Source organism: Devosia sp. Root105, assembly GCF_001424865.1.
Taxonomy (GTDB): Bacteria; Pseudomonadota; Alphaproteobacteria; order Rhizobiales; family Devosiaceae; genus Devosia_A.
This window is the reverse complement of sequence record NZ_LMCR01000019.1, coordinates 463,382-484,256: the sequence shown is the minus strand read 5'-3', so window position 1 is coordinate 484,256 and position 20,875 is coordinate 463,382. Positions and strand designations below refer to the sequence as shown.

19 protein-coding genes are annotated in these 20,875 nt (G+C 66.3%); 4 read left to right on the top strand and 15 right to left on the bottom strand.

The window, feature by feature from the left end; all coding sequences use genetic code 11:
- Positions 1 to 89: 89 nt before the first annotated feature.
- The 8 genes from ASC68_RS24825 to ASC68_RS24790 all read right to left on the bottom strand — a co-directional run bounded on the left by ASC68_RS24825 (position 90) and on the right by ASC68_RS24790 (position 8,516).
- Positions 90 to 1,109 (bottom strand): hypothetical protein, encoded by a 1,020-nt coding sequence (locus ASC68_RS24825; protein ID WP_055885719.1) that lies wholly within the window; start codon positions 1,107 to 1,109, stop codon positions 90 to 92.
- A gap of 81 nt (positions 1,110 to 1,190) precedes the next feature.
- A complete protein-coding gene (locus ASC68_RS24820) occupies positions 1,191 to 1,958 on the bottom strand; it encodes a glucose 1-dehydrogenase (protein ID WP_055885715.1) in 768 nt (255 codons plus the stop codon).
- The gene (locus tag ASC68_RS24815; protein ID WP_055885710.1) at positions 1,958 to 3,199 is read right to left on the bottom strand and encodes a CaiB/BaiF CoA-transferase family protein; all 1,242 of its coding nucleotides are present in this window, start codon (positions 3,197 to 3,199) and stop codon (positions 1,958 to 1,960) included. Before ASC68_RS24815 ends, ASC68_RS24820 begins: the two co-directional genes overlap by 1 nt.
- A 12-nt stretch (positions 3,200 to 3,211) precedes the next feature.
- Positions 3,212 to 4,000 (bottom strand): enoyl-CoA hydratase/isomerase family protein, encoded by a 789-nt coding sequence (locus ASC68_RS24810; RefSeq protein WP_055885707.1) that lies wholly within the window; start codon positions 3,998 to 4,000, stop codon positions 3,212 to 3,214.
- A 15-nt stretch (positions 4,001 to 4,015) separates the two neighbouring features.
- Entirely contained in the window at positions 4,016 to 4,897 is an 882-nt protein-coding gene (locus ASC68_RS24805; protein WP_055885704.1) for a hypothetical protein, read from the bottom strand.
- 2 nt (positions 4,898 to 4,899) lie between these two features.
- Positions 4,900 to 5,955, bottom strand: coding sequence for an ABC transporter permease (locus ASC68_RS24800; protein WP_055885702.1), 1,056 nt, complete (start codon positions 5,953 to 5,955; stop codon positions 4,900 to 4,902).
- A 15-nt stretch (positions 5,956 to 5,970) separates the two neighbouring features.
- Positions 5,971 to 7,470, bottom strand: a complete 1,500-nt coding sequence (locus tag ASC68_RS24795) for a sugar ABC transporter ATP-binding protein (protein ID WP_055885699.1) — start codon at positions 7,468 to 7,470, stop codon at positions 5,971 to 5,973.
- A 65-nt stretch (positions 7,471 to 7,535) separates the two neighbouring features.
- Positions 7,536 to 8,516, bottom strand: a complete 981-nt coding sequence (locus tag ASC68_RS24790; RefSeq protein WP_055885694.1) for a substrate-binding domain-containing protein — start codon at positions 8,514 to 8,516, stop codon at positions 7,536 to 7,538.
- A gap of 151 nt (positions 8,517 to 8,667) precedes the next feature.
- Here ASC68_RS24790 and ASC68_RS24785 point away from each other — a divergent pair, with 151 nt between their 5' ends.
- On the top strand, positions 8,668 to 9,441 hold the full coding sequence (locus ASC68_RS24785; RefSeq protein ID WP_055885690.1) for an SDR family oxidoreductase: 774 nt from the start codon (positions 8,668 to 8,670) through the stop codon (positions 9,439 to 9,441).
- A gap of 12 nt (positions 9,442 to 9,453) precedes the next feature.
- The gene (locus ASC68_RS24780; RefSeq protein WP_055885686.1) at positions 9,454 to 10,353 is read left to right on the top strand and encodes an SMP-30/gluconolactonase/LRE family protein; all 900 of its coding nucleotides are present in this window, start codon (positions 9,454 to 9,456) and stop codon (positions 10,351 to 10,353) included.
- Between the two features lie 158 nt (positions 10,354 to 10,511).
- Here the strand turns inward: ASC68_RS24780 and ASC68_RS24775 are convergent, their stop codons facing one another.
- The 3 genes from ASC68_RS24775 to ASC68_RS24765 all read right to left on the bottom strand — a co-directional run bounded on the left by ASC68_RS24775 (position 10,512) and on the right by ASC68_RS24765 (position 13,279).
- On the bottom strand, positions 10,512 to 11,600 hold the full coding sequence (locus tag ASC68_RS24775; RefSeq protein ID WP_055885681.1) for a glycoside hydrolase family 88 protein: 1,089 nt from the start codon (positions 11,598 to 11,600) through the stop codon (positions 10,512 to 10,514).
- Between the two features lie 21 nt (positions 11,601 to 11,621).
- Positions 11,622 to 12,419 carry a FadR/GntR family transcriptional regulator gene (locus ASC68_RS24770; RefSeq protein ID WP_055885677.1) on the bottom strand — a complete coding sequence of 266 codons (798 nt, stop codon included), beginning with the start codon at positions 12,417 to 12,419 and terminating at the stop codon, positions 11,622 to 11,624.
- 161 nt (positions 12,420 to 12,580) lie between these two features.
- On the bottom strand, positions 12,581 to 13,279 hold the full coding sequence (locus ASC68_RS24765; RefSeq protein ID WP_055885674.1) for a GntR family transcriptional regulator: 699 nt from the start codon (positions 13,277 to 13,279) through the stop codon (positions 12,581 to 12,583).
- 139 nt (positions 13,280 to 13,418) lie between these two features.
- Here ASC68_RS24765 and ASC68_RS24760 point away from each other — a divergent pair, with 139 nt between their 5' ends.
- Together ASC68_RS24760 and ASC68_RS24755 are read left to right on the top strand one after the other, a co-directional pair.
- Positions 13,419 to 14,342 (top strand): dihydrodipicolinate synthase family protein, encoded by a 924-nt coding sequence (locus ASC68_RS24760; protein ID WP_055885671.1) that lies wholly within the window; start codon positions 13,419 to 13,421, stop codon positions 14,340 to 14,342.
- An 81-nt stretch (positions 14,343 to 14,423) separates the two neighbouring features.
- Positions 14,424 to 15,743, top strand: a complete 1,320-nt coding sequence (locus tag ASC68_RS24755) for a mandelate racemase/muconate lactonizing enzyme family protein (RefSeq protein WP_055885668.1) — start codon at positions 14,424 to 14,426, stop codon at positions 15,741 to 15,743.
- Positions 15,744 to 16,241: 498 nt separating this feature from the next.
- On the opposite strand, the gene ASC68_RS24750 is transcribed toward ASC68_RS24755, so the two are convergent.
- Genes ASC68_RS24750 through ASC68_RS24735 form a run of 4 tightly spaced genes read right to left on the bottom strand, consistent with a single transcriptional unit; the run spans position 16,242 to position 20,850 of the window.
- Positions 16,242 to 17,327, bottom strand: coding sequence for a LacI family DNA-binding transcriptional regulator (locus tag ASC68_RS24750; RefSeq protein WP_197421398.1), 1,086 nt, complete (start codon positions 17,325 to 17,327; stop codon positions 16,242 to 16,244).
- Between the two features lie 14 nt (positions 17,328 to 17,341).
- Positions 17,342 to 19,090 (bottom strand): glycoside hydrolase family 36 protein, encoded by a 1,749-nt coding sequence (locus ASC68_RS24745; RefSeq protein WP_055885664.1) that lies wholly within the window; start codon positions 19,088 to 19,090, stop codon positions 17,342 to 17,344.
- Between the two features lie 18 nt (positions 19,091 to 19,108).
- Positions 19,109 to 19,948 (bottom strand): carbohydrate ABC transporter permease, encoded by an 840-nt coding sequence (locus tag ASC68_RS24740; RefSeq protein ID WP_055885662.1) that lies wholly within the window; start codon positions 19,946 to 19,948, stop codon positions 19,109 to 19,111.
- Positions 19,945 to 20,850, bottom strand: coding sequence for a sugar ABC transporter permease (locus ASC68_RS24735; protein WP_055885658.1), 906 nt, complete (start codon positions 20,848 to 20,850; stop codon positions 19,945 to 19,947). Before ASC68_RS24735 ends, ASC68_RS24740 begins: the two co-directional genes overlap by 4 nt.
- Positions 20,851 to 20,875 lie beyond the last annotated feature (25 nt).

Below are 20,875 nucleotides of genomic sequence, written 5' to 3'. Positions count from 1 at the left end.
AGCTTCGCTAAGTCGCTGAAGCGACAAGCTTCGCTTGCCTCCCCCATCAAGGGGGAGGTGGGGGCCGGTGGGCGAGGGGCGACCCGGCCCTAAACCAGGTCCGCCGCCTCCACCGCAATCCGATACCGCGTTATGAACCGCTCGCCCGCGCTGAACCGCCGCGCCGTCTTCGTGCCTCGCCTTGAGAACGGATTGTCGGCCGCCGACACCTGCGGCCCCAGATCGAAGGCCGAGCAGATCGGCTCGAACCCCAGCGCCAAATGCCGGCCGTTCCACGGCGCCATCTGCCGGCCGCGGTTCGACATCCAGAGCAGCGCGCTCGGATAGTGCTCCTTGTTCCAGCTCAGCCGTACCCGGTAGCCCTCGGCGCTGTTCCACAGCGACGCCGTCCCCGGCATGTCGAGCAGCTGCAGGATTTCCTCGGTCGCCTGCGCCAGCGGCACCCGGGCAACATCGAGCCGCGTCCCGTCCTTCAGCACCACATCGCGCCACGGCGTTTGGAACCGGCCCTGTTCGAAGATCGAGGTGTCATCGACCGGTCCGGGGAAGGTGGCGCCGGTGATCTCGTCACCGACTTCGATACGCATGGCCCCGACCTTGGTCGGCAGCCGGAACGAGGGATGGAGGCCCAGCGGCAAGGTGCAGTCGGCTCGCACCTCGATCACGAGTTCGAAGTCGAGCGCCGTCGTCTGCGGGTCCGGCGTGACGCGGCGGTGCAGGGCCTTGATCGGATGCGTCTCGGGATAGGCAATGCTCAGCCCGATGCTGCCATCAGCCGCGGCCTCGAACTGCCAGTCATGGTTGGAGCTGAAGCCATGCGGGTCGGTGTCGACCGTCGGGCGGGCCGTCGATCCCGGCCAGTCGTTGTTCGCCGGGCGGTCCCCGTCTACCCCGAACGGCACGCAAGGCCACTCGCCACGCAGCCGTTTGAGGATGCCGGGCAACGCTTCGCCGCCGGGCTCGTTCGCCCACGGCGCCACCTGGAACGGCGCCACCTGCCGGCCATCGGGCAACACGAATAGCGTCGGCCCGATCATCCCACCCAGGCTCTCGACGCTGACCACGCCATGCGCCCAGACCAGTGACCGCGTTTCACCCAGTTCGGTCATCGTCACTCCCTTGTTCTATTGGCCTGACAGTGGCCCATCGGGCCGCGAGCGACAACAGAAGAAGCGAGGTTTTCGAGCCGCTTAGCCGGCGAACCGCGCCCCCATGCCGCCATCGACGCGCCAGTTGGCGCCGGTGACGAAGCTCGCCTCATCAGACAGCAGGAACACCGCGCAGTTGGCGATTTCCATCGGTGTCGCGATGCGGCCCATCGGGTGCACGTCGAGCACCTGCTGGCGCATGGCGGCAGGCTGCGTCGCGAAGTACTCGGCCACCAGCCGGGTCTCGGTCCAGCCCGGCGACAGCGCATTCACCCGGATCTGCTGCGGTCCCACCTCCAGCGCCAGCGAGCGCGTCAGCCCCACCAGTCCGGATTTCGCCGCGGCATAGGGGAAGTAGCCCCGAAAGGTGTGGTCCGCATGCACCGAAGCGATGTTGACGATACTGCCGCGCTGCACCGCGAGCATTGCCGGCAGCACCTCGCGGGCGCAGAGCCACGCCGATTTCAGGTCGACCGAGAACACATCATCCCACTGCGCCTCGGTCATCGTCACGGGATCGGCGTTGGAGTTGCGTCCGGCATTGTTGACCAGCCCGGTCACCGGCCCGAGCCTGGCCACCGCCGCTGTGTGGAACGCCTTGATTTCGTCGGCCATCCGGATATCGCCGCGGCCGAAATACACCTGATCGTCGGCGCCGAGCGAGGCGGCGAAGGCCTTCCCCGCCTGCTCTTCGATATCGACGATCGATACCCGCGCGCCCTCGGTCAGCGCCTTCTCGACGATGGCGGCGCCGATCCCCCGGCTGCCGCCGGTGACCAGCACATGTTCGCCGTCGAGCCGCCCAGCCATCACGCCTTCTCCACCTCGGTCACCGCGACGCGGTCGGCAATCAGCTTATCCACTTCGGCCACCGACAGGCCAGCGCCGAGCAGTACTTCGCGGCTGTGCTCGCCATAGCGCGGCGACCCGCGCAGTTCGGGGGCCGGCTGCTCCGAAAAGCGGATCGCCGGCGCCACGGTGCGATACTCGCCGCCGCTGGAGTGGGTCATGGTGGTGAGATAACGCTGCGTCTGCGGGTGGCTGAGGAACCGCTCGTAATTGTTGACGACGCCGCACCAGAGCCCGTGCTCGGTGAGCAGCTCATCCCAGTGCGCCACCGTATCGGTCGCGAGCTTTGCCGCCACCGCATCGTAGATGTCGTCGCGCCACTGCATCAGCGCCGCGCTGTCGGTCTGCTTCGGGCGCGACGTCTTGAGCGTCTTCAGCGAGGGCACGCCGATCACCTCGGCGAGCACGTTGAGGTCGACCTGCGCCAGCGCTAGGTGGCCGTCAGTGCAGGCATAAATACCGTAGGGCGGCTCCATCCAGATCGATACCTGCGGGCTCGCCGAACGGGTCGGTGGGGCCTCGGTCGACATGTAGGAGGTGAGCTCCTGGATCTGCATCTCCATGATCGCCGAGACCATCGAAACCTTGATCTCCTGCCCGCGCCCGGTGCTGCCGCGCGCCACCAGCGCCGCCAGCACCCCCTCGGTGAGGAGGTGCGAGGCCGAGACGTCGACCATGTAGAGCGGCGAGGGGTGCGGCGGGCCGGAGGCCCGGCCGGCATTCATGGTGAGGCCGGTAAAGCTCTGCACCAAGAGGTCCTGGCCCGGCCGATCCTTCATCGGCCCGTCCTCGCCATAGCCGCTGATCGAGCCATAGACGAGCCGCGGGTTGATGGCGCTGAGCGTCGCGAAGTCGATACCAAGCTTGCTGGCGACGCGCGGTCGGAAGTTCTGCACCAGCACGTCAGCATCCTTCACCATGCGGTACAGCACCTCGCGCCCGGCATCCGACTTGAGGTCGAGGATCAGCGAGCGCTTGTTGCGGTTGAGCGTGATGAAAGTGGTGGCGTCGCCGAACTTGGTGATCCCCGCCATGGTCGAGTAACGCGAGAAGTCGCCGCCACCGGGGGCTTCCACCTTGATGATGTCGGCCCCCATTTCGCCCATGCGCTGCGTGCACATCGGGCCGGCCAGCGCGATGGTGAGGTCGAGCACCTTGAGGCCGGTGAGCGGGCCGCGATTGAGGGGAGCGTGGTCGTTCATGTCAGTGGTCTCTCAGCGCCCGCGAAACACGGGGTCGCGCTTTTCAGCGAAGGCCTTGATGCCCTCGGCCGCATCTTCGGTGCCCATGCACAGGGTGTAGCCGTCATTCTCCCAGGCCAGCCCCTGCATGATCGAGGTGCCCTGGCTCTGCTTGATGATGTTCTTGGCTGACTGCACGGCGATCGGCGGGTTCTTCGCCAGCCGGTCGGCAATGGCATGGACGCGCGGCCACAGCTCTTCGACGCTGACCAGATCCTGCACGAAGCCGACGCGATGCGCCTCGGCGGCGGGGAAGATGTCGCCGGTCAGCACCCAGCGCGCCGCATTGCCATAGCCGATCAGCCGCGGCAGGATCGAGGTATTGCCCGAGCCGGCATGCCAGCCGCGCCGCACTTCCGGCGCCCCGAAGCTCGAGCGCTCGGTGGCGACGCGGATATCGCAGCTCATCGCCACTTCCAGCCCGCCGCCGAGGCAATAGCCGTCGATCGCTGCAATCGCCGGCTTCCGCAGTTTCAGCAGCGGCGCGATATAGTCGCGGTCATACTCGGCGCGGTTGCGCTGTTCCCACGGTTCGCCCAGGTCGTCGAGCGCCCCGACATCGCTGCCGGCCGAGAACGAGCGCTCGCCGGCGCCGGAAATCACCAGCACCTTGATGTCGTCGCGATAGTCGACCTCGCGGCAGATGCGCACGAACTCGCCGCCCATCGCCGCCGTGATGGCGTTGAGCTTTTTCGGCCGGTTCATCTGCATATGCGCGACGCCGTTTTCGACGCTGTAGAGGATGTGCGGTTCTTCGGTCATCTCGGGGTCCGGTGATTAGGATGTGAGGGAGAGGGTGACGCGCCAGTCGCGCCGCTCGCCTGGGGCGAGCGGCTTGGCGCCGGCGTCGATGGCTTCGCCGAGCGTATCGGCGGCGGCATTGGTGGGCTCGAGCGCGATCTCGTGGTGGCCGCCGGGGCCCGGCCAGCCGCCATAGGTCAGCCAGACGCCGAGCTGGTCGATCGCGCTGTCCCAAGCCAGTTCCAGCCATTGCCCGGCATGCCCGACCCGGGCGGTGCGGCTCGGCACGCCGGCGTAGAACTTGCCGGCAAAGATCGAGGATGCCGGCTGCACCTTGTCGAGCGTGAACGGCAGCACGCCATTCGGCTTCGACCAGGCGAGCTCAGGCACGCTGAGGAACGTGTCGCCGAGCGACAGGTAAGTGGCTGATACCGTCTCGACCTCAGGCAGTTCGATGCTGTCGGCGTCGGTGACAGCGAGCAGGCCGTGCAGGGCCCAGAGATAGGGCAGCGATGTGTCGGCGCGGTTTTCCACCCGGTAACGCGCGATCAGCGACGCCCCGTCGAGCCGCAGTTCGCGGCTGAAGCGGAACTGCGGGTCGGCATAGCTGAGGCGCAGCGCCGTCGGCGTCTGTTCCTCCACCGTGAACGGCCGGCCCCACAGGTCGCCATGGTCCCGCAGCTTCCGCCCCCACGCGGTGTGGCTGGCGTCCCACGGCGTGACTGTGGGGAAGCACTCGTCCCAGCCGACCGCCTCGCCCGCGCCATAGTCGGCGTCCTCGCCGGTATTCGGACTCGGCCGCCCTTGCGCGATCCACTCGCGCCCACCGAGCTTGTCGAAGAGGCTGGTGACGCGAGCGCCGTAACCCGCCTCCACCACCACGCGCATCCGGTCGTTTTCGAGGAGGACTGTGCTCATCCTCAGCTCCCTGTCGCGGCGGCAGCACGCGCCTGGGCCTTTTCGGCCCGCGCCATGCGCCACTGTCCGATCGCCACGGCCACCACCAGCAGGAAGCCCTTGGCGACCAGTTGGTAGAAGGTCGGGATGCCCAACAGGTTCATGCCGTTCGACAGCGTCGCCAGCAGCACCACGGCCAGCATGGTGCCGACAATGGTGCCCTTGCCGCCGGCAAGAATGGCGCCACCGAGAAACACCGCGGTGATCGCTTCGAGCTCCAGCCCCTGCGTGCCCGAGGCCGGCTGGCCCGAGCTGGTACGCGCCGTCACCAGCACACCGGCAAGACCCGCCAGCGCACCGGAAATGGTGAAGATATAGAACTTCATCCGGTTGAGGTTGATGCCGGCAAGTCGCGCCGCCGCCGGGTTACCGCCCATCGAATAAACCGAGCGGCCGAACACCGTCGAGCTCATCACGAAGTGGCCGATGGCGGCGATGATGATGAGGAGGATCAGCGACACCGGAACGCCTGGAAAGCCGCCGCCTTCGAGGATGCGGCCGGAACCGAGCCAGGCGAAATTCTGGTCCAGCACGCCGATCGGCCGGCCTTCCGGGGCGATGAGGAACGCCAGTCCGCGATAGGCCGAGAGCGTCGCAAGGGTCGCGACCACTGCGTTGACCCTCAGGTAGGTGATGATCGCCGCGTTGACGACGCCGAGGATGGCGCCGGCCAGGACGCCCATTGCCACACCGCCCAGCACCGTGCCCACATAGGTCACCAGCATGGCCGAGACCACCGAGGCGACGCCGGCGATCGAGCCCACCGAGATATCGAGCGCACCCGAGACGATGACGATGGTCATCCCAACCCCGAGCAGTCCGACGACGCTCAGGTTCATGCCGATATTCATCAGATTGCGCGGTGCAAAGAAGAACGGCGTCTGTGAGGCGATCAGGGCCACCAGCAGCACCAGCGCGATGATCAGCGACAGGTTCTCGGCGCCGACGAAGCGGGTGGTCGCTTTCAGCGGGTTGCTGCTGCTGGTCGGCTGGATGGAAGAGTTGGTCATGTTGGTCATTACGCCCTCTGGTGCTTAGGCGGCGCGCTGGCCGAGCGCGTGGTTGAGGATCACCTCTTCGGAAGCGTCGTGCTTCTCGATCGGCGTGGAAATTGTGCCGCCATGCATGACGACGATGCGGTCGGCGAGCGCCAGCAGCTCCGGCATTTCCGACGAGATCAGCATGATGGCGATACCGGATTGGGCGAGGCTGTCGATCAGCCGGTAGATTTCGGCCTTGGCCCCGACATCGACGGCGCGCGTCGGCTCATCGAGGATCAGCACCTTCGGCTTGGCGGCGAGCCAGCGGGCCAGCACCACCTTCTGCTGGTTGCCCCCCGAGAGCTTGCCGACTTCCTGCTCGAGCGAAGGCGTCTTGATCTCGAGGCTCTTGATCAGCGGCTCGACCGTCTCGACCATTATCCGGTTGCGCAGCACGCCCCAGCGGGCGAGCGACGAGAACACCGCCATCGAGGCGTTCTCCATCACCGAGCGGACAAGGATCAGTCCCTCGCCCTTGCGGTCTTCCGGCGCAAAGCCGATCGAGGCGCGGATGGCGTCGGAGGGCGAGCGGATATGGGCGGGCTTGCCGGCAATGCGGATCTCGCCGGCGCTGCGGTGGTACTCGCCGAAGATCACCTTGGCGAGCTCGGTCCGCCCTGCGCCGACCAGTCCGGCAAAGCCGAGAATCTCGCCGGCGCGGATCTGAAAACTGATGTCGCGGTGCCAGCGGCTCTTGAGGCCGCGCACCTCCAGCACCACCTCGTCGCGCGTCGTCTCGGCGCGCGAGAAGCCATAGGAGAGGTCACGCCCGACCATCATCCGCACCACGTCGTCCGGCGTCGTCGCCGTGGTTTCCTTGACCCCGATCAGCCGCCCATCGCGCAGAATCACGATACGATCGGAGATCGCCATCACCTCATGCAGGCGGTGGGTGACGTAGATCACCGCGAGGCCGCGCGCTCTGAGCTTGCGGATCAGCGCGAACAGCCGCTCGGTCTCGTCGGCGGTGAGCGAGGAAGTCGGCTCGTCGAAGGCGATCACCTTGACGCCGGGCTTCAGCGCCCGGGCGATTTCGACGATATGGCGCTGCGCCGGTGAAAAGCTGTCGCCCTGGGCGTCGAGGTCGAGCAGGCCGTCGAAGCCGCATTCGACCAGCAACGCCTTGGCCTCGGCGCGCAACTGCTTGAAGTCGACGACCCCGCCGCGCTGCGGCAACTCGCCGACGAAGATATTCTCGGCCGCGCTGACATGCGGGACGATCTCGGGCTCCTGGCGCACCAGGCGGAAGCCGGCGCGCCGCGCCGCCAGTGGGTTGGCATGGCTGACTTCCTGCCCATCGAGCAGCACGGTGCCTTCGTCGAGCCGGTAATCGCCGGAGAGAATCTTGAGCAGGGTGGATTTGCCGGCGCCGTTCTCGCCGACAAACGCCATCACCTCACCGCGCCGGACGTCGAAGCTGAGATTGCTGAGGGCGCGGACATTGGGAAACGCCTTGCCGACGCCGCGGATGTCAAGAACAGGTGTATCGGTCATCACGAGAGATACCAGTGGGGGAAGGGGGCGGACCAAGGTGGCCCGCCCGAGCGTTCAGCGCTGCATCAGGTGCAGGGCATCGCATCCTTGTAGTTGGTCGGGTCGACGATCGAGGTCGCGGCAACCGTGTTCGGCGGCAGCGGCTCGCCCTTCTCGATGGCGTTGATCAGCGCGTTGGCTGCAGCTTCGCCCACGTCGACGCCGCTGATATAAAGCGCCGCCTTGAAGCCCGACGGCTGGCCCGCTGCCCAGGGCCGGCAGGCTTCGTAGGCGCCCAGCCCCACTGCGATGATGTTGTCGGGCGAGAAGCCGGCATTGGCCAGTGCGTTGACGGCGCCCAGCGCGCCCTCGTCGTTGCAGGCGAACACCACCCATTTCTCGACATCCGGATGCGCGGTGATCACCGGGCCGGCGGCTTCGAGGGATGAATTGGTGGTGCCGTCATAGGCCACCGGGAAGATCCTGGCGGCATCGGCGCCGGCCTTGGTCACTTCATCGCGCGAGGCGTTGGTGCGGTCGTTGCAGACCGACAGGGTCTGCACTTCGACCGACAGGATGCCGTAATTGCCGGCCTCGAGCCAGCCCGCACCCTTCAGCAGCCCGCCGGCGGCGACACCGACCTTGGTGCCCATGTCCTTGCCGTCGAAGCCGACATAGGGGACCGCGTTGCCGGCGCCGTCTTTCAGCGAGTCGTCGGTGGCGACCAGCAGCACGCCGGCATCGGCGGCAGCCTTGGTCACCGCCGGCCCGATCGCCTGGTCCGGCGCGGTGATGCCGATGCCTTTGGCGCCAGAGGCGATCGCATCGGTGATGGCGTTGATCGCGAGGTTGGCGTCGAGTTCGACATTGATGATCTTGGCGGTGTAGCCGGCCGCTTCCGCCGCCTTGGTGAAGCCCGCGGCCTCATCGATGAAGTATTGCTGCGTCCCCGACTTGTAGATGCCGACGATCAGCTTCTCCTGCGCCAGCGCAGCGCCGCTCAAAGCCATGCCGAACATGCCGGCAGCCAGCATCGCATGCCCCAGCATGCGAGACGTTTTGGTCATTTGGTCCTCCCTGACCGATGTGAAATCCTCGGAACGGGCCCGCCCTTTGATTGGGATGGTCTCCGTTGACGACTGGGATGTTTATCTGTTTATCTGACAAAGTCAACGCGCCCCACTAATGACGGGTGTGGACGAGTTGGGGAGGATCGTTTTGGAGCGTTTGCGCGACAGGGTCGCCATTGTCACCGGTGCCGGTCAGGGTATCGGCGAGGCCATTGCCCGCCGTTTCGCAGCCGAAGGCGCGCATGTGGCCGTCGCCGAAATCAGCTCGGCGCTGGGCGAGGCGACGGCTGCGGCGCTGCGGGCGGAGACCGGTACAGGGGCGCGATACATCCACTGCGATGTCGCCGATACCAGCAGCGTCGAGGCCATGGTAGCGGAGACCACCGCGACCCTCGGCGCCCCTGATATCCTCGTGAACAATGCCGGCATCGCGGTGTTCGGCGATCCGCTCGGGATCACCGATGCCGACTGGGCCCGCTGCATGTCGGTCGATCTCGACGGCGCCTGGTTCTGCTGCCGCGCCGTGCTGCCGGCGATGCTGGCGCGGGGCAGCGGCGCCATCGTCAACATCGCCTCGAACCACTCGTTCCAGATCATCCGCAACACCTTCCCCTATCCGATCGCCAAACATGGCCTCCTGGGGCTGACCCGGTCGCTGGCGCTCGAATATGCCGACCGTGGCATCACCGTGAACGCCATCTCGCCCGGCTATATCGATACGCCGCTGAACCAGCGGATGTTCGCCGAGAACCCGGACCCCGATGCCCGCCGCAAGGTCGAGGCGAAGCAGCCCGTCGGGCGGCTCGGACGGCCCGACGAAGTGGCGGCAGTGGCTGCCATGCTCGCCTCCGACGAGGCTCGTTTCATTGTCGGCGCCAACATCGTGATCGATGGCGGCGTCACCATCCGCATGTACGAATAGAGGGGAACGTTCGTGTCCATTTCGGTTTCAACTGCCGTCGAAAGCCATGACCTCCTGGGGGAGGGCGCCTTCTGGGATGCGCGGCGGCAAAAGCTCTGGTGGGTGGATGTGCCGCAACCGGCAAAGCTCCATTGCTACGATCCGGCCAGCGGCAAGAGCGACACTTACGCCATGCCGCAGATGGTGATGAGCGTCCGAGCCAGACGCGACGGCAGCGGGCTGATCGTCGCCACCCATAGCGGCATCTCGAGCTTCGATTTCACCACGAAGCAACTGACCCACCTGCTCGATCCCGACCCGGCCAAACCTTACAATCGCTCCAACGACGGCGGCACCGACGCGAAAGGCCGCTTCTGGTTCGGCACCATGCAGAACAACCTGCAGCCCAATGGTGGCGGGATGGATCTGCTCGAAGCGGCGGGGACCCTCTACCGGCTCGATCCGGACCTGACGCTCACCGCCCACGACACCGGTATCTGGATCTCCAACACCGTGTGCTGGAGCCCGGATAACCGCACCATGTACTTCTGTGACACCGCCTCGGGGATAATCTCGGCCTATGATTTCGACCTCGATGACGGCGTGATCAGCAACAAGCGCCCCTTTGCCAGGTTCGATCGCGGCGTGCCGGACGGCTCCACCGTCGATGCCGAAGGGTGCCTGTGGAACGCCCGCTGGGACGGCGGCTGTGTCGTGCGCTTCACGCCGCGCGGCGACGTCGACCTGGTGCTGGAGGTGCCGGTGGCCAAGCCCACCAGTTGCGCGTTCGGGGGGCCGGACCTCAGCGATTTGTACATCACCACGGCGAGCTATGGCGCGACCGAGGCCGAGCTGGCGGCAGCGCCCGAGTCGGGCAACGTGCTGGTCTGCCGGCCCGGGGTGAAGGGGATGGCGGCGCCGGAGTTTGGGTGAGGGTGGACGGCTAGTCGACTGATAGAGACGGCCCCCTCCCGGCCTCCCCCATAAAGGGGAAGGTGAAGAGTCGAGTTTGTGGCTAGGTAGTGCCAGGCACTCGGTGCGGCACCTCCCCCTTTTTGGGGGAGGATGGGAGGGGGCCGTCTGCCAGCAGCCTACCGCTCATCCACCCTGACCCGCGCCAATGCCGCGGTCAGCACCGGCCCCTGGCCCCACGGCACGATGTAGCCGCGCGGCACGTGCCAGTAATGCTGCTGCACCAGCGCCGCATAGACCGCCGCTGAGACACCCTGGAGGTTACCCTCGGCGTCGAGGTTCTTGACCATCGCATCATAGGCCTTGTCCGCCGCGGCCCGGAACTCGTCCGCCGGCAGAATGCCCAACCGAATACCCCGGTAGAGCGCGCATGACATGAAGGCGGCGGTTGACGACTCCGGGCCGGAAGCCGGCTCGTGCACCATGGCCCACCAGTTGCCGTCATCGAGCTGCCAGTCGCGCATCGCCAGCGCCAGGTTCTGCGTGCGGCACACCACTTCGTCGTAATTCCCAGAGCTCTCGCTGGCATGCTCGACCACGTCGAGCAGCCCGAGCAGCGCCCAGCCCTGGCCGCGACCCCAGCCGCGGATATAGGAGCGCTCGGTCTTTTCCAGCCAGTAGTGGTTGTAGGTGCCGAGTTCGGGGTCAAACAGCAGGTCGCAATAGCCGAGGATTTCGTCGACCGCGCGCTGCGACCACTCGCCGCCGCCGCCGATCGCTGCCAGATGCGCGTAGAACGGCGGATCGAAATGCATGCAGTCGAGCCAGATGCCGGCACCCGGGTCCTGCATGAACTGCTGGTCCGCGGCTGAGAGGAGCACCCCGCCATAGGGCTGGCGCAGGGCGCGCAGCGTATCCTCGAAGGTGATGCTGACGCCGCGCACGCGGCGGCGCGCATAGAGGTGTTCGGCAAGCTTCTTGACCGCCGCGAACAGCACCTGGTCGTCGGTGCGCCTGACGATCTCGCACATGGCGTGGCCGGGCGCGGTGTTGTCGTCGAGCTGGAACGGCTCCATGCGGGTGGCCCAGGCGCGGAAGAAGCCTTGCGAGAAATCCTGCCAGGTTTTTACCCCGAGCATGTCGCCGGCAGCGATCAGGCCTTCAAAACCCACCGAGTCGCCGTAGAACCAGCCCTTGAAATCGTGTTGTTGCAGCCGCTCCGCCACCCGCTTGAACAGCTGGCGTTGCTCCCCTGTCGGCTCTGTCATGTCGTCCCTTTGCGGGGCCCGTCACTCGCTGAGCGCGAAGCCCTCGTTGGCGTCGATAATGGCGCGCTGGATCAGGTAGCGCATCGCCCGCTCGGCCTTGTCGGCATCCCCGGCGGCGAAGGCGTCATAGACGTCCTGATGCAGTTGGTTGGTCTCCTCCATCCCCACCAGGGTGGTCGTCGAACCCCTCGCCTGCATCTGCCCGTCGATCATCAGCGACAGGGCCGCTTCGATCACCGAAAAGAGCTGCTCGAGGATCTCCGAACCAACCGCTGCGAGGAACGCGCGATGAAATTCGAGATCGTGAGTGATGAAATGGTCGCGTTGTTCCTGCGGGGACGACGACTCGGTGAGGACATCGGTCTTGGCCTTCCAGGCGGCATGGATGCGCGCCTTGGCTTCGTCCGATCCGGTGGCGGTGGCGATCCAGACCACGCCGGGCTCGAGCGCCAGGCGCACCTGCAACAGGTCCTTCAGCAGCGTCTTCTTGTCGGCAGCTTCGATCCGCCACTGGATCAGGTCGGGGTCGAGCAGCCGCCAGTTGGCGCGCGGCATCACTGTCGTGCCCTCCATCTGCCGGCTGCGCACCAGGCCCTTGGCATTGAGGATGCGCATCGCCTCGCGGACCACCGACCGGCCCACCTGGAGCTCGGCCATCAGTTCCGCCTCGGTGGGCAGGGTCTCGCCGGATTTCCATTCTCCCGCCACCACCCGCCGCCCGAGATCGGCGACGATGCCCCCCAATATGCCGCGCACCTGCATGAGGCCGCCGAGGCTGTTGCCCCGTGTGCCGCCCGGCTGACGCGAAACTACCGACATGAACTGCTCCGTCCTTTTGGCCGCCCCGGACCACGAGTCCGTGCTCCCGCTTGTACGAGGGCTTGCAAGAATGTCTGTTTATCATACAAAGTCTCGGAGAGATGACAAGGGTGCATGTGGGGGAGGTACCCAAGTGAGCATTGCCCCCAACTATCCGCCGTTCAGCGCTGGGTCGTCTCGAAGGCCGCGAGCACCGCGGCTACGGTGCCGCGGACGTGTTCCGCGTTGATCCGGGCGGCGGCCTCCGGATCGCGGCGGCGGAACGCTTCGAGCAGCGCGTGGTGTTCGGCGCGCACCCGCTCGGCGAACGCCTTGTCGCGACCGTGCTTGTTCATCAGGCCTTCGCTGAGGCCATAATAACGCGCGATGAGATCGGCCGCTTCGAGATTGCCGCCATGCGTGTTGATGAAGCGGTGGAAGACGCGATTGCCGGCGTCGATGCGGGCCCAGTCCATCGCCTCGATCGCTGCATCGTGTTCGACCTGCAAGGCTTCGAGCTGGCGCAGCGACGACAGCGACGCCTCCTCGGCGAACTGCCGGGCGAGGTAGCATTCAAGCGCCTCGCCGATCTCGCTGGAGTGGACCAGCCGGTTGCGGTCGAGCTGGCGAACCCGCGCCCCGTGATTGGGGATCATCTCCACCAGCCCCTCGCCCTCGAGCTGCTGCAACGCCTCGCGCACCGGCTGCACGCTGACGCCGAAGCGGTCGGCAATCGCCGTCATGGTCAGCCGACCACCGAGGGGGATATCGCCGGCGAGGATTTCGCTGCGCAGCAGATTGGTGACCCGCTGGTAGCTGGTCTCGGTCTTGGGGTCGGAATCGCCGCGGCGCTTGCGGGGGGCGGAACTGTCCTGGAGCATGGCAACCTCACATCGTATACGATGTTGACACATTTGATACGATCTTGCATCGTCCTATACGTTGCGCAGGACGGGGAGGTCCAGCGCATTCCCGATGGGCCGCGCATCGCCGCCTGATCCAAAACACAAGGCAATACCCATGGATCGCAACGACTACCGCGGCATCTTCGTGATCGTCACGACGCCGTTCACCGACGACTTCCGGCTGGATGAGGCGGCCCTCGAGCGCACGCTCGATTTCTGTCTTGCCGCAGGCGTCCATGGCGTCGTCGCCAACGCGCTGGCCAGCGAAGGCTTCTATCTCAGCGAAGCCGAACGCCGGCGCGCCGCCGAGATCGTCGTCGGTAAGGCCAAGGGAAAGGTGCCGGTGATCGTCGCTGTGTCGGCGCCGCACTACCACCTCGCCGTCGAGTTCGCCCGCCATGCCGAGACGATCGGCGCCGACGCGGTGATGTCGCTGCCGCCGACGCTGCATCCCTCGAGCCCGGCCGATATCAAGGCGCACTACAAGGCCATCGGCGCCGCCACCACGCTGCCCTTGGTGATCCAGAACGTCTCGGGGCAGGGCGCCTCGCCGCTGAGCGCCGGCCTCATCGCCGAGCTGGTGAGCGAGATCCCCACCGCTCGCTTCGTCAAGGAAGAGTCGGGTTACCCGGCCCAGACCGTCGGCGAGATCATCCGGCTCTGCGGCGACAAGCTCGAGGGCGTGATGGGCGGCAAGGCCGGCAAGACGCTGATGGAGGAAGTCCGTCACGGCGTCTCCGGCACCATGCCGGCCTGCGAAATCGCCGACGTGCACGTGGCGCTGTGGAACGCCATCGAAGCCGGGGACGACAGGCGCGCCCGCAACATCTTCCAGCGCCTGCTGCCGCTGCTCGATATGGAGAGCAATTACGGCATGCCGCTGATGAAGGAGGTGCTGAAGCAGCGCGGCGTCATCCCCAGCGCTGCGGTCCGCCAATCCGGCTTCCGCGCGCTCGACGCTGCCGCCCGCGCCGAGGCCGCCGCCATCATGGACGACCTCGCCGACCTGATGCTCCCCGCCTATACGCACCGCCGCTGAAACGGAGCGTTTTCAGGAAAAGTTGCAGACTTTTCCGGTTCGAAAGCGCGACCAAAATAAACGATAACCTAGAGAAGCAAGATGACCGACAAGCAGCTGGGGCGGATTGAAAACGCCATAACCACCCACTCCAACCCGTCCGAACTTCGCATCACCGACATGCGGCTCGCCGTGGTGGCAGCCAATTACGATTATCCGATCCTGAGGATCGACACTAACCAGGGCGTCTATGGCCTTGGCGAAGTGCGCGACGCCGGCCATGCCAGCAACGCGTTGCAGTTCAAGTCGATGCTGGTCGGGCAGAACCCCTGCAACGTCGACATGATCTTCCGCACCATCAAGCGCTTCGGCAATTGGGGCCGCGAAGGCGGTGGTGTCTCGGGCATCGAGATCGCGCTGATGGACCTGATCGGCAAGGTCTATGGTGTGCCGTGCTACCAGTTGCTCGGCGGCAAGCATCGCGACAAGGTCCGCCTCTACGGCGACACCCCGACCCCCGACGATCCGACCCCTGAGGACTTCGTTGCCGCGGTGCTCGGCCGTCGTGACCGGGGCCTCACCTGGATCAAGTTCGATTTGAGGCCGTCGTTGTTCGAGACCGGTGACAGCCCGCTGATCGGCAACGACGCCAAATACGACTTCGCCTACGAGGAGGGCCGGCCGTTCAAGGCACCGATGCATGGCCGCGGCGTCAAGCTCACCGATGCCACCATCGAACGCGCCGCGCATGTCGTCGGCGAAGTCCGCCAGGCCGTCGGCCCCAACGTGCAGATCTGCGTCGATCACTTCGGCGAAGGCTATCTCACCTCCGATGAGGTCATCCGCCTCGGCAAGGCGCTCGAAAAGTTCGATCTCGCCTGGATGGAAGACCCGGTGTCGCGCTTCGACATACCGGGCCACAAGAAGATCGCCGATGCGCTGCTGACCCCGATCGCCGCCGGCGAGGATCTCTATCTGCGTGATGGTTTCCGCGAGGCGATCCGCACCCGCGCCTTCGACATCGTCCACCCGGACCTGCTCACCTCGGGCGGCCTGATGGAAACCAAGCGCATTTCCGACGACGCCGAAGAAGAGGGCATCCCGACGGCGCTGCACTGCGCCGGCTCGCCCATCGGCTTCATGGCCAATATCCACACTGCCGCCGCGATCTCGAGCTTCCTCGCCTGCGAGCATCACGGCCTCGACCTGCCGTTCTGGGAGAGCCTCGTCACCGGCCTCGAGCCCAACTACATGGCCGACGGCTACGTCACCGTGCCCGACAAGCCGGGCCTCGGCATCGACCTCAACCTCGAGGCGATCGAAGCGAACCTCCGCACTCCCGGCACGATGTTCCTCCCCACCGACGAGTGGAACACCCCCAAACTCGGCTTCTGGCGCCCGGACGATCGCTGGCCTGAGTAGGCTACTGGACGGTCCCATCAAGTGAGCCGGCCCGCGAAGTCGGCGCGCCCTCTCCCGCTTGCGGGGGAGGGGGACCAGCCGAAAGGCTGGTGGAAGGGGGGGCCGCAGACACTGAGCCTGCCCCGTCCGCCCACCATTGGAGCGTGGGGCACCGCCCACCGTCAGTGCGTAGCTCACCGCCTACCATCAGTGCGTGGGCACCCCCCTCCCACCACGCTTTCGCGTGGTCCCCCCTCCCCCGCAAGCGGGAGNGGTGGGCGGACGGGGCAGGCTCAGTGTCTGCGGCCCCCCCTTCCACCAGCCTTTCGGCTGGTCCCCCTCCCCCGCAAGCGGGAGAGGGCGCGCCGACTGCCCGCCCCGGCGCATTGCCGCACCAATCGCTGCTGGACTCATCGGTCTCATGGGTCTATGTGAACCCCGTTGTCGGGCTTCGCCGCCCGATGACTGAGGCCCAGCTGGAGTTCCACCTCCTAGTCTGGGCCTCTCTAATTTCCGGGGTTACTTCGTCGTCACCGGCGCGGTCGAACCGCGCAGCCGGAATTCCGGATCGATCAGCACTTCGGCCAGCGGCAGCGAACGGTTCGCGGTCAGCGCCACGATGGCGCGGGTGGTGTTCTCGGCAATGCGCTCGACCGGCTGCCGCACCGCGGTCAGCGGCGGGTCGGTGAAATCCAGCATGTAGGAATCGTTGTAGCCGATCACCGAGATGTCGCCGGGGATCCGAAGCCCAGCGCGTTGGATGGCGCGCATCGCCCCCAGCGCCATGTCGTCGCTCGACGCCACGATCGCCGTCACGCCCATCTGCAGCAGTTCCTCCGCCGCGTGCCGGCCACCCTCGACATTGTAGTACTGCCGCACCACGAAATCCTCGGAATTGGGCAGCTCACGCCGGTCCATCGCCTGGACGAACCCCTCGACGCGGCGATCGGCCGGGGTGTTGCCCACCGGCCCGGCGCACATGCCGATTCGGCGATGCCCGAGGTCGTAGAGATGCGCCACCGCCATTTCGGCGGCGCGCCAGTCGTCGGTCGAAAACACCGGCGAGGGTGTATCGGGGAAGCCGCCATTGACGCAGATGAACGGGATGCCGCGCGATTGCAGCAGCTGCCGTGCCACCGGATCGGCATTGCGCACCGTATTGCTCGACGACAGGAACACCACCGCGGCGATGCCGGCATCGATCATCGCCTCGACATAGTCGCGCTCGCGCTGCGTGCCGGGGCAGATCACCGCGCGTAAGCCATAAGGCGCGATCTCGTTCTCGATCGCCTCGCAGAGGTCGGCGAAGATCGATTCAGCAACACCGGGCACCAGCAGCAGCACCAGCTCACCCTTCAGCTGCCGCTCATAGCCCGCCTTGCGCAGGGCCGCTTCGACTGCCTCGCGTGTTGCGGTCGATACGCCATACTTGCGGTTGAGCACCCGGCTGACTGTCGCTTCGCTGACCCCGGCGAGTTCGGCGACCGCGGCAAGCCCTATATTGGCGGCCGGCGAACGGGGGCGTGGCCGGTGCGCCGCACCCTCGGTGCCGCTGCTGCGGCCACGTTGGCTGCGCGGCCCATTGCTGTCGTCGGACCTGTCCACTGGCTCCCCTGTGGCTACTCGTTCAAGACACTGAGCGTCGCAATACCAGACACCGGAATGCTGAGTTCGGTAAGCCCCTCAGTGTCCACTTCGAGCGGCATGCCGACATCGCCGCGGGCGGAGTGAGCGATGCCGCTCAGCCGTCGAGACTTGCCGGTCCATCGCACAACGATCCGCTCGTGGGAAGTCGCGTTGAGCAGCCGCAACTCGGTGACGCCGTCGAGGTCGATCTCGACCACCAGCGGCTGATACACCCCGACCACCAGCCGACCCTGGTGCCGCGCCTGTACCACCGGATATCCCTCGGACGGCAGCCCGGCGCTCACCTCACCGAACAGCACCGTCTCGCGGTCTTCCATCCAGTTCTGCAGCACCGCCTGCACCGCGTCGCGCTGCACTGCTGGCAGGCTCGACAGGTCCATGGAGACCTGCGGCACGCTGAAATAGGCGTTGAGCAACTGCCGCGCCGCCGGCTCCGCGCCGGCGCGGTGGTCCCACACGGTCGGGTCCGAATGGATCACCTGGCCGGCCGCGATCATCCGCATATTGACGGTGGCGCGACGGTTCTGGTTGGCATCGACCGGGCAGTCGCCGACCCGCAGCAGGTTGGCGTAAGGCGCGGTGGCCGGCCCGACATAGGCCTGCCGGAACTCGATCAGCGCCTCGTCGAGCCCGGCCGCCTTCAACTCCGTCTTGAGCTGCTGCAACGTGGCATGCAGCGCCTGCCCCACATCGGGGATATCGCCGCCGGTCGGCGTCCCCTGATAGGCGACGACGCCGTCGAGGAAATCGATCTTCAGCCCGTCGACACCATAGTCGCGGATCAAGCGGATGCAGGTTGCGACGAAGTGCTCCCGCACCTCGCGGTACCTGGGATCGAGCGCCGAGGCGCGCCAGCCGTCGGCATTGTGGTAGGGCGCAAACGGCTTCAGCCGGGCATAGGCATCGCTCTTCTCGCCCAGGAGCAGCGGCGCCACCCAGAGGATCACCGACAGGCCAAGCCCGTGCAGCCTGTCGATATGCCCGCGCATATCGGGGAACTTTTGCGGGTCGGCCATCCAGTCGCCGCACCCGGCATACCAACGGCCGGTGGCCAGCTTCTGCCAGCCGTCGTCGATGATCACCGCCTTGCAACCGAGGGCAGTGGCCAGGGCCGCGTCGCGCTCGATCTTTTCGGCATCGATGTTCTGCGCATAGGCATACCAGGTGCAGTAGACCGGCACGGTCCCGGCGAAGGGCACCGGCAAGGGCTCACCGATATCGTCGCGCAGCCAGTCGCGCAGCAGCCCGACCGCCTCCGCATGATCGAGCCCGGCCCGTGCCGTGGCGAGCCGGATGGTGCGCGGTCCCTTGGGGTCGTGCTCGTAATAGATGACGAAGCTCTTGTGTTCTTCCGAGACGCCGAAGCGCAACTGGCTCTCCTCGATCTGCTGGTCGAAGCAGAAGGCGAGGATGGCCTTGCAGTGCCGGTCATAGACACAGCCGAGCGGGCTCGAGGAAATGATGCTGGTCTTGTCTCGCCCGCTCCAGTCGGCCGGCAGCGCCCGCATGGAAGCGTTGGGGTACCAATAGCCCTCGATATCGCCGAGCGGCACTTCGAGCGACACCCGGATCAGTTCGCCATCGGTCTCGATCGTGGTGATCTCGAGCTCGCCGAGGCTCTGTTTGCCGATCACCCGGCAGCCAGTGCCGATTGTCACCTCGACGCCGGGGATGCCGGTGACGGCAGGGGCCATGACGGATGCGTAGTCTTCCAGCAGCACGGTGCCAGTCTCCTAATGCTATTGCTTGACCGCGCCGGCGAGGATGCCGGCGACGAAATGACGTTGCAGGAACAGGAACACCCCGAGCACCGGCAGCACCGACACCATGGTGCCGGCCAGCAGTTGGCCATAGTCGGTGTCGCTGAGGCCCTGCAGCGAGGCGAGCGCCACCGGCACCGTGTAGGCGTCCGAGGTCCTGAGCACGATCAGCGGGTAGACGAAGTCGTTCCACTGCGCGAGGAACAGGAAGATGCCCAGCGCCGCCAGGGCCGGCCGCATCGTCGGCAGGACGATCTGCGCAAAGATCCGGAACTCACCGGCGCCATCGACCCGCGCCGCCTGGATCAGTTCATCCGGTACCGACTGCATGGTCTGGCGCATCAGGAAGATGCCGAAGGGCAGCGCCAGGTTGGGCAGGATCAGCGCCTGGTAGGTGTTGAGCCAGTTGAGCTGCACCATGATCTGGAACAGCGGCACCAGCGTCACCTGCGAGGGCAGCGCCAGGATCACCAGCACGATGCCGAACAGCGCCCCTTGTCCGGGGAAGCGGAACTTGGCGAAGGCATAGCCGGCCGCCGTGCAGACGAGCCCGCCCAGCAACGCATAGATCGTCGCCACCAGGGTGGAGTTGAGCACTGCCTGGCCAAAACCCTCGCCGACGAACAGGTTCGTGAGGTTGACCCACAGCTGGTCGCCGGGCACGAGGTTCGGCGGGTTGGAGAAGATGTCGCTGGTGCGGTGCGTGCTGGCGACGATCAGCCAGTAGAACGGCGCCAGCATCAGCAGGCCGCCAATGGCGATGACGATGCTGACGGCGAGGCTCGCGGCGCGCGTCTGAGGGCTGCGGTCGGTTCTCATGCCTGTTTCTCCCTGAGGAACCGGAACTGGATGAGCGCAATCACCCCGATAATGCCGGTCAGCACGTAGCCGATGGCCGAGGCGTAGCCGAAGTCGAAGTACTTGAAGCCGTTCTGGTACAGGTACATGCCGATGGTCAGCGTGGCGTTGTTGGGCCCGCCATTGGTCAGCACGTAGGGCTCGTCGAAGAGCTGCAGCGTGCCGATGGTCGAGAGCACCACGGTGAGGGTGATGGCAGGACGCAGCCCGGGCAGGGTGATGTGCCAGAAGCGCTGCCACGCCGTGGCGCCATCGATCTCGGCCGCCTCGTAGAGCTCCCCCGGGATCGACTGCAGCTGCGCCAGGTAGATCACCGCGCTGTTGCCTGTGTAATGCCAGGTCAGCGCGATGATGATCGACACCTTGGCCCACACCGGGTCGGCCAGCCACGGCACCCGCGGCAACCCAACGGCCTCGAGCAGGAAGTTCACCAGCCCGTGGTGGCTGTTGAGCAGCGTCGAGAACAGGATGCCGTAGGCCACCAGCCCCATGACGATCGGCACGAAATAGGCGGTGCGCCAGAAGGCACGGAATTTGAGCAGCGCCGAGTTGAAGGCCACGGCCAGCAGCAGCGCCAGCCCCAGCATCAGCGGCACCTGGGTGATGAGGATGATCAGCGTGTTGCTGAGCGCCTTGTAGAAGATCGGATCGGTGGCAAGCCGCCCGTAGTTGCCGAGCCCGACGAAGGTCGTCTGGCCCTTGATGATCTTGGTGAGGCTCAGCCAGGCCGCATAGAGGTACGGGTAGACCTTGAAGCCGGCGAACAGCACCAGCATGGGCAACAGGAACAGGTAGGGCGTGAGGCGCGGCGAGGAGCCTCGCCAGCGCCGGCGCGTGGCCGGCTGCAGCTTGGACGACGTCATCTGGTTCACCGGAAGGGAAGGGTGG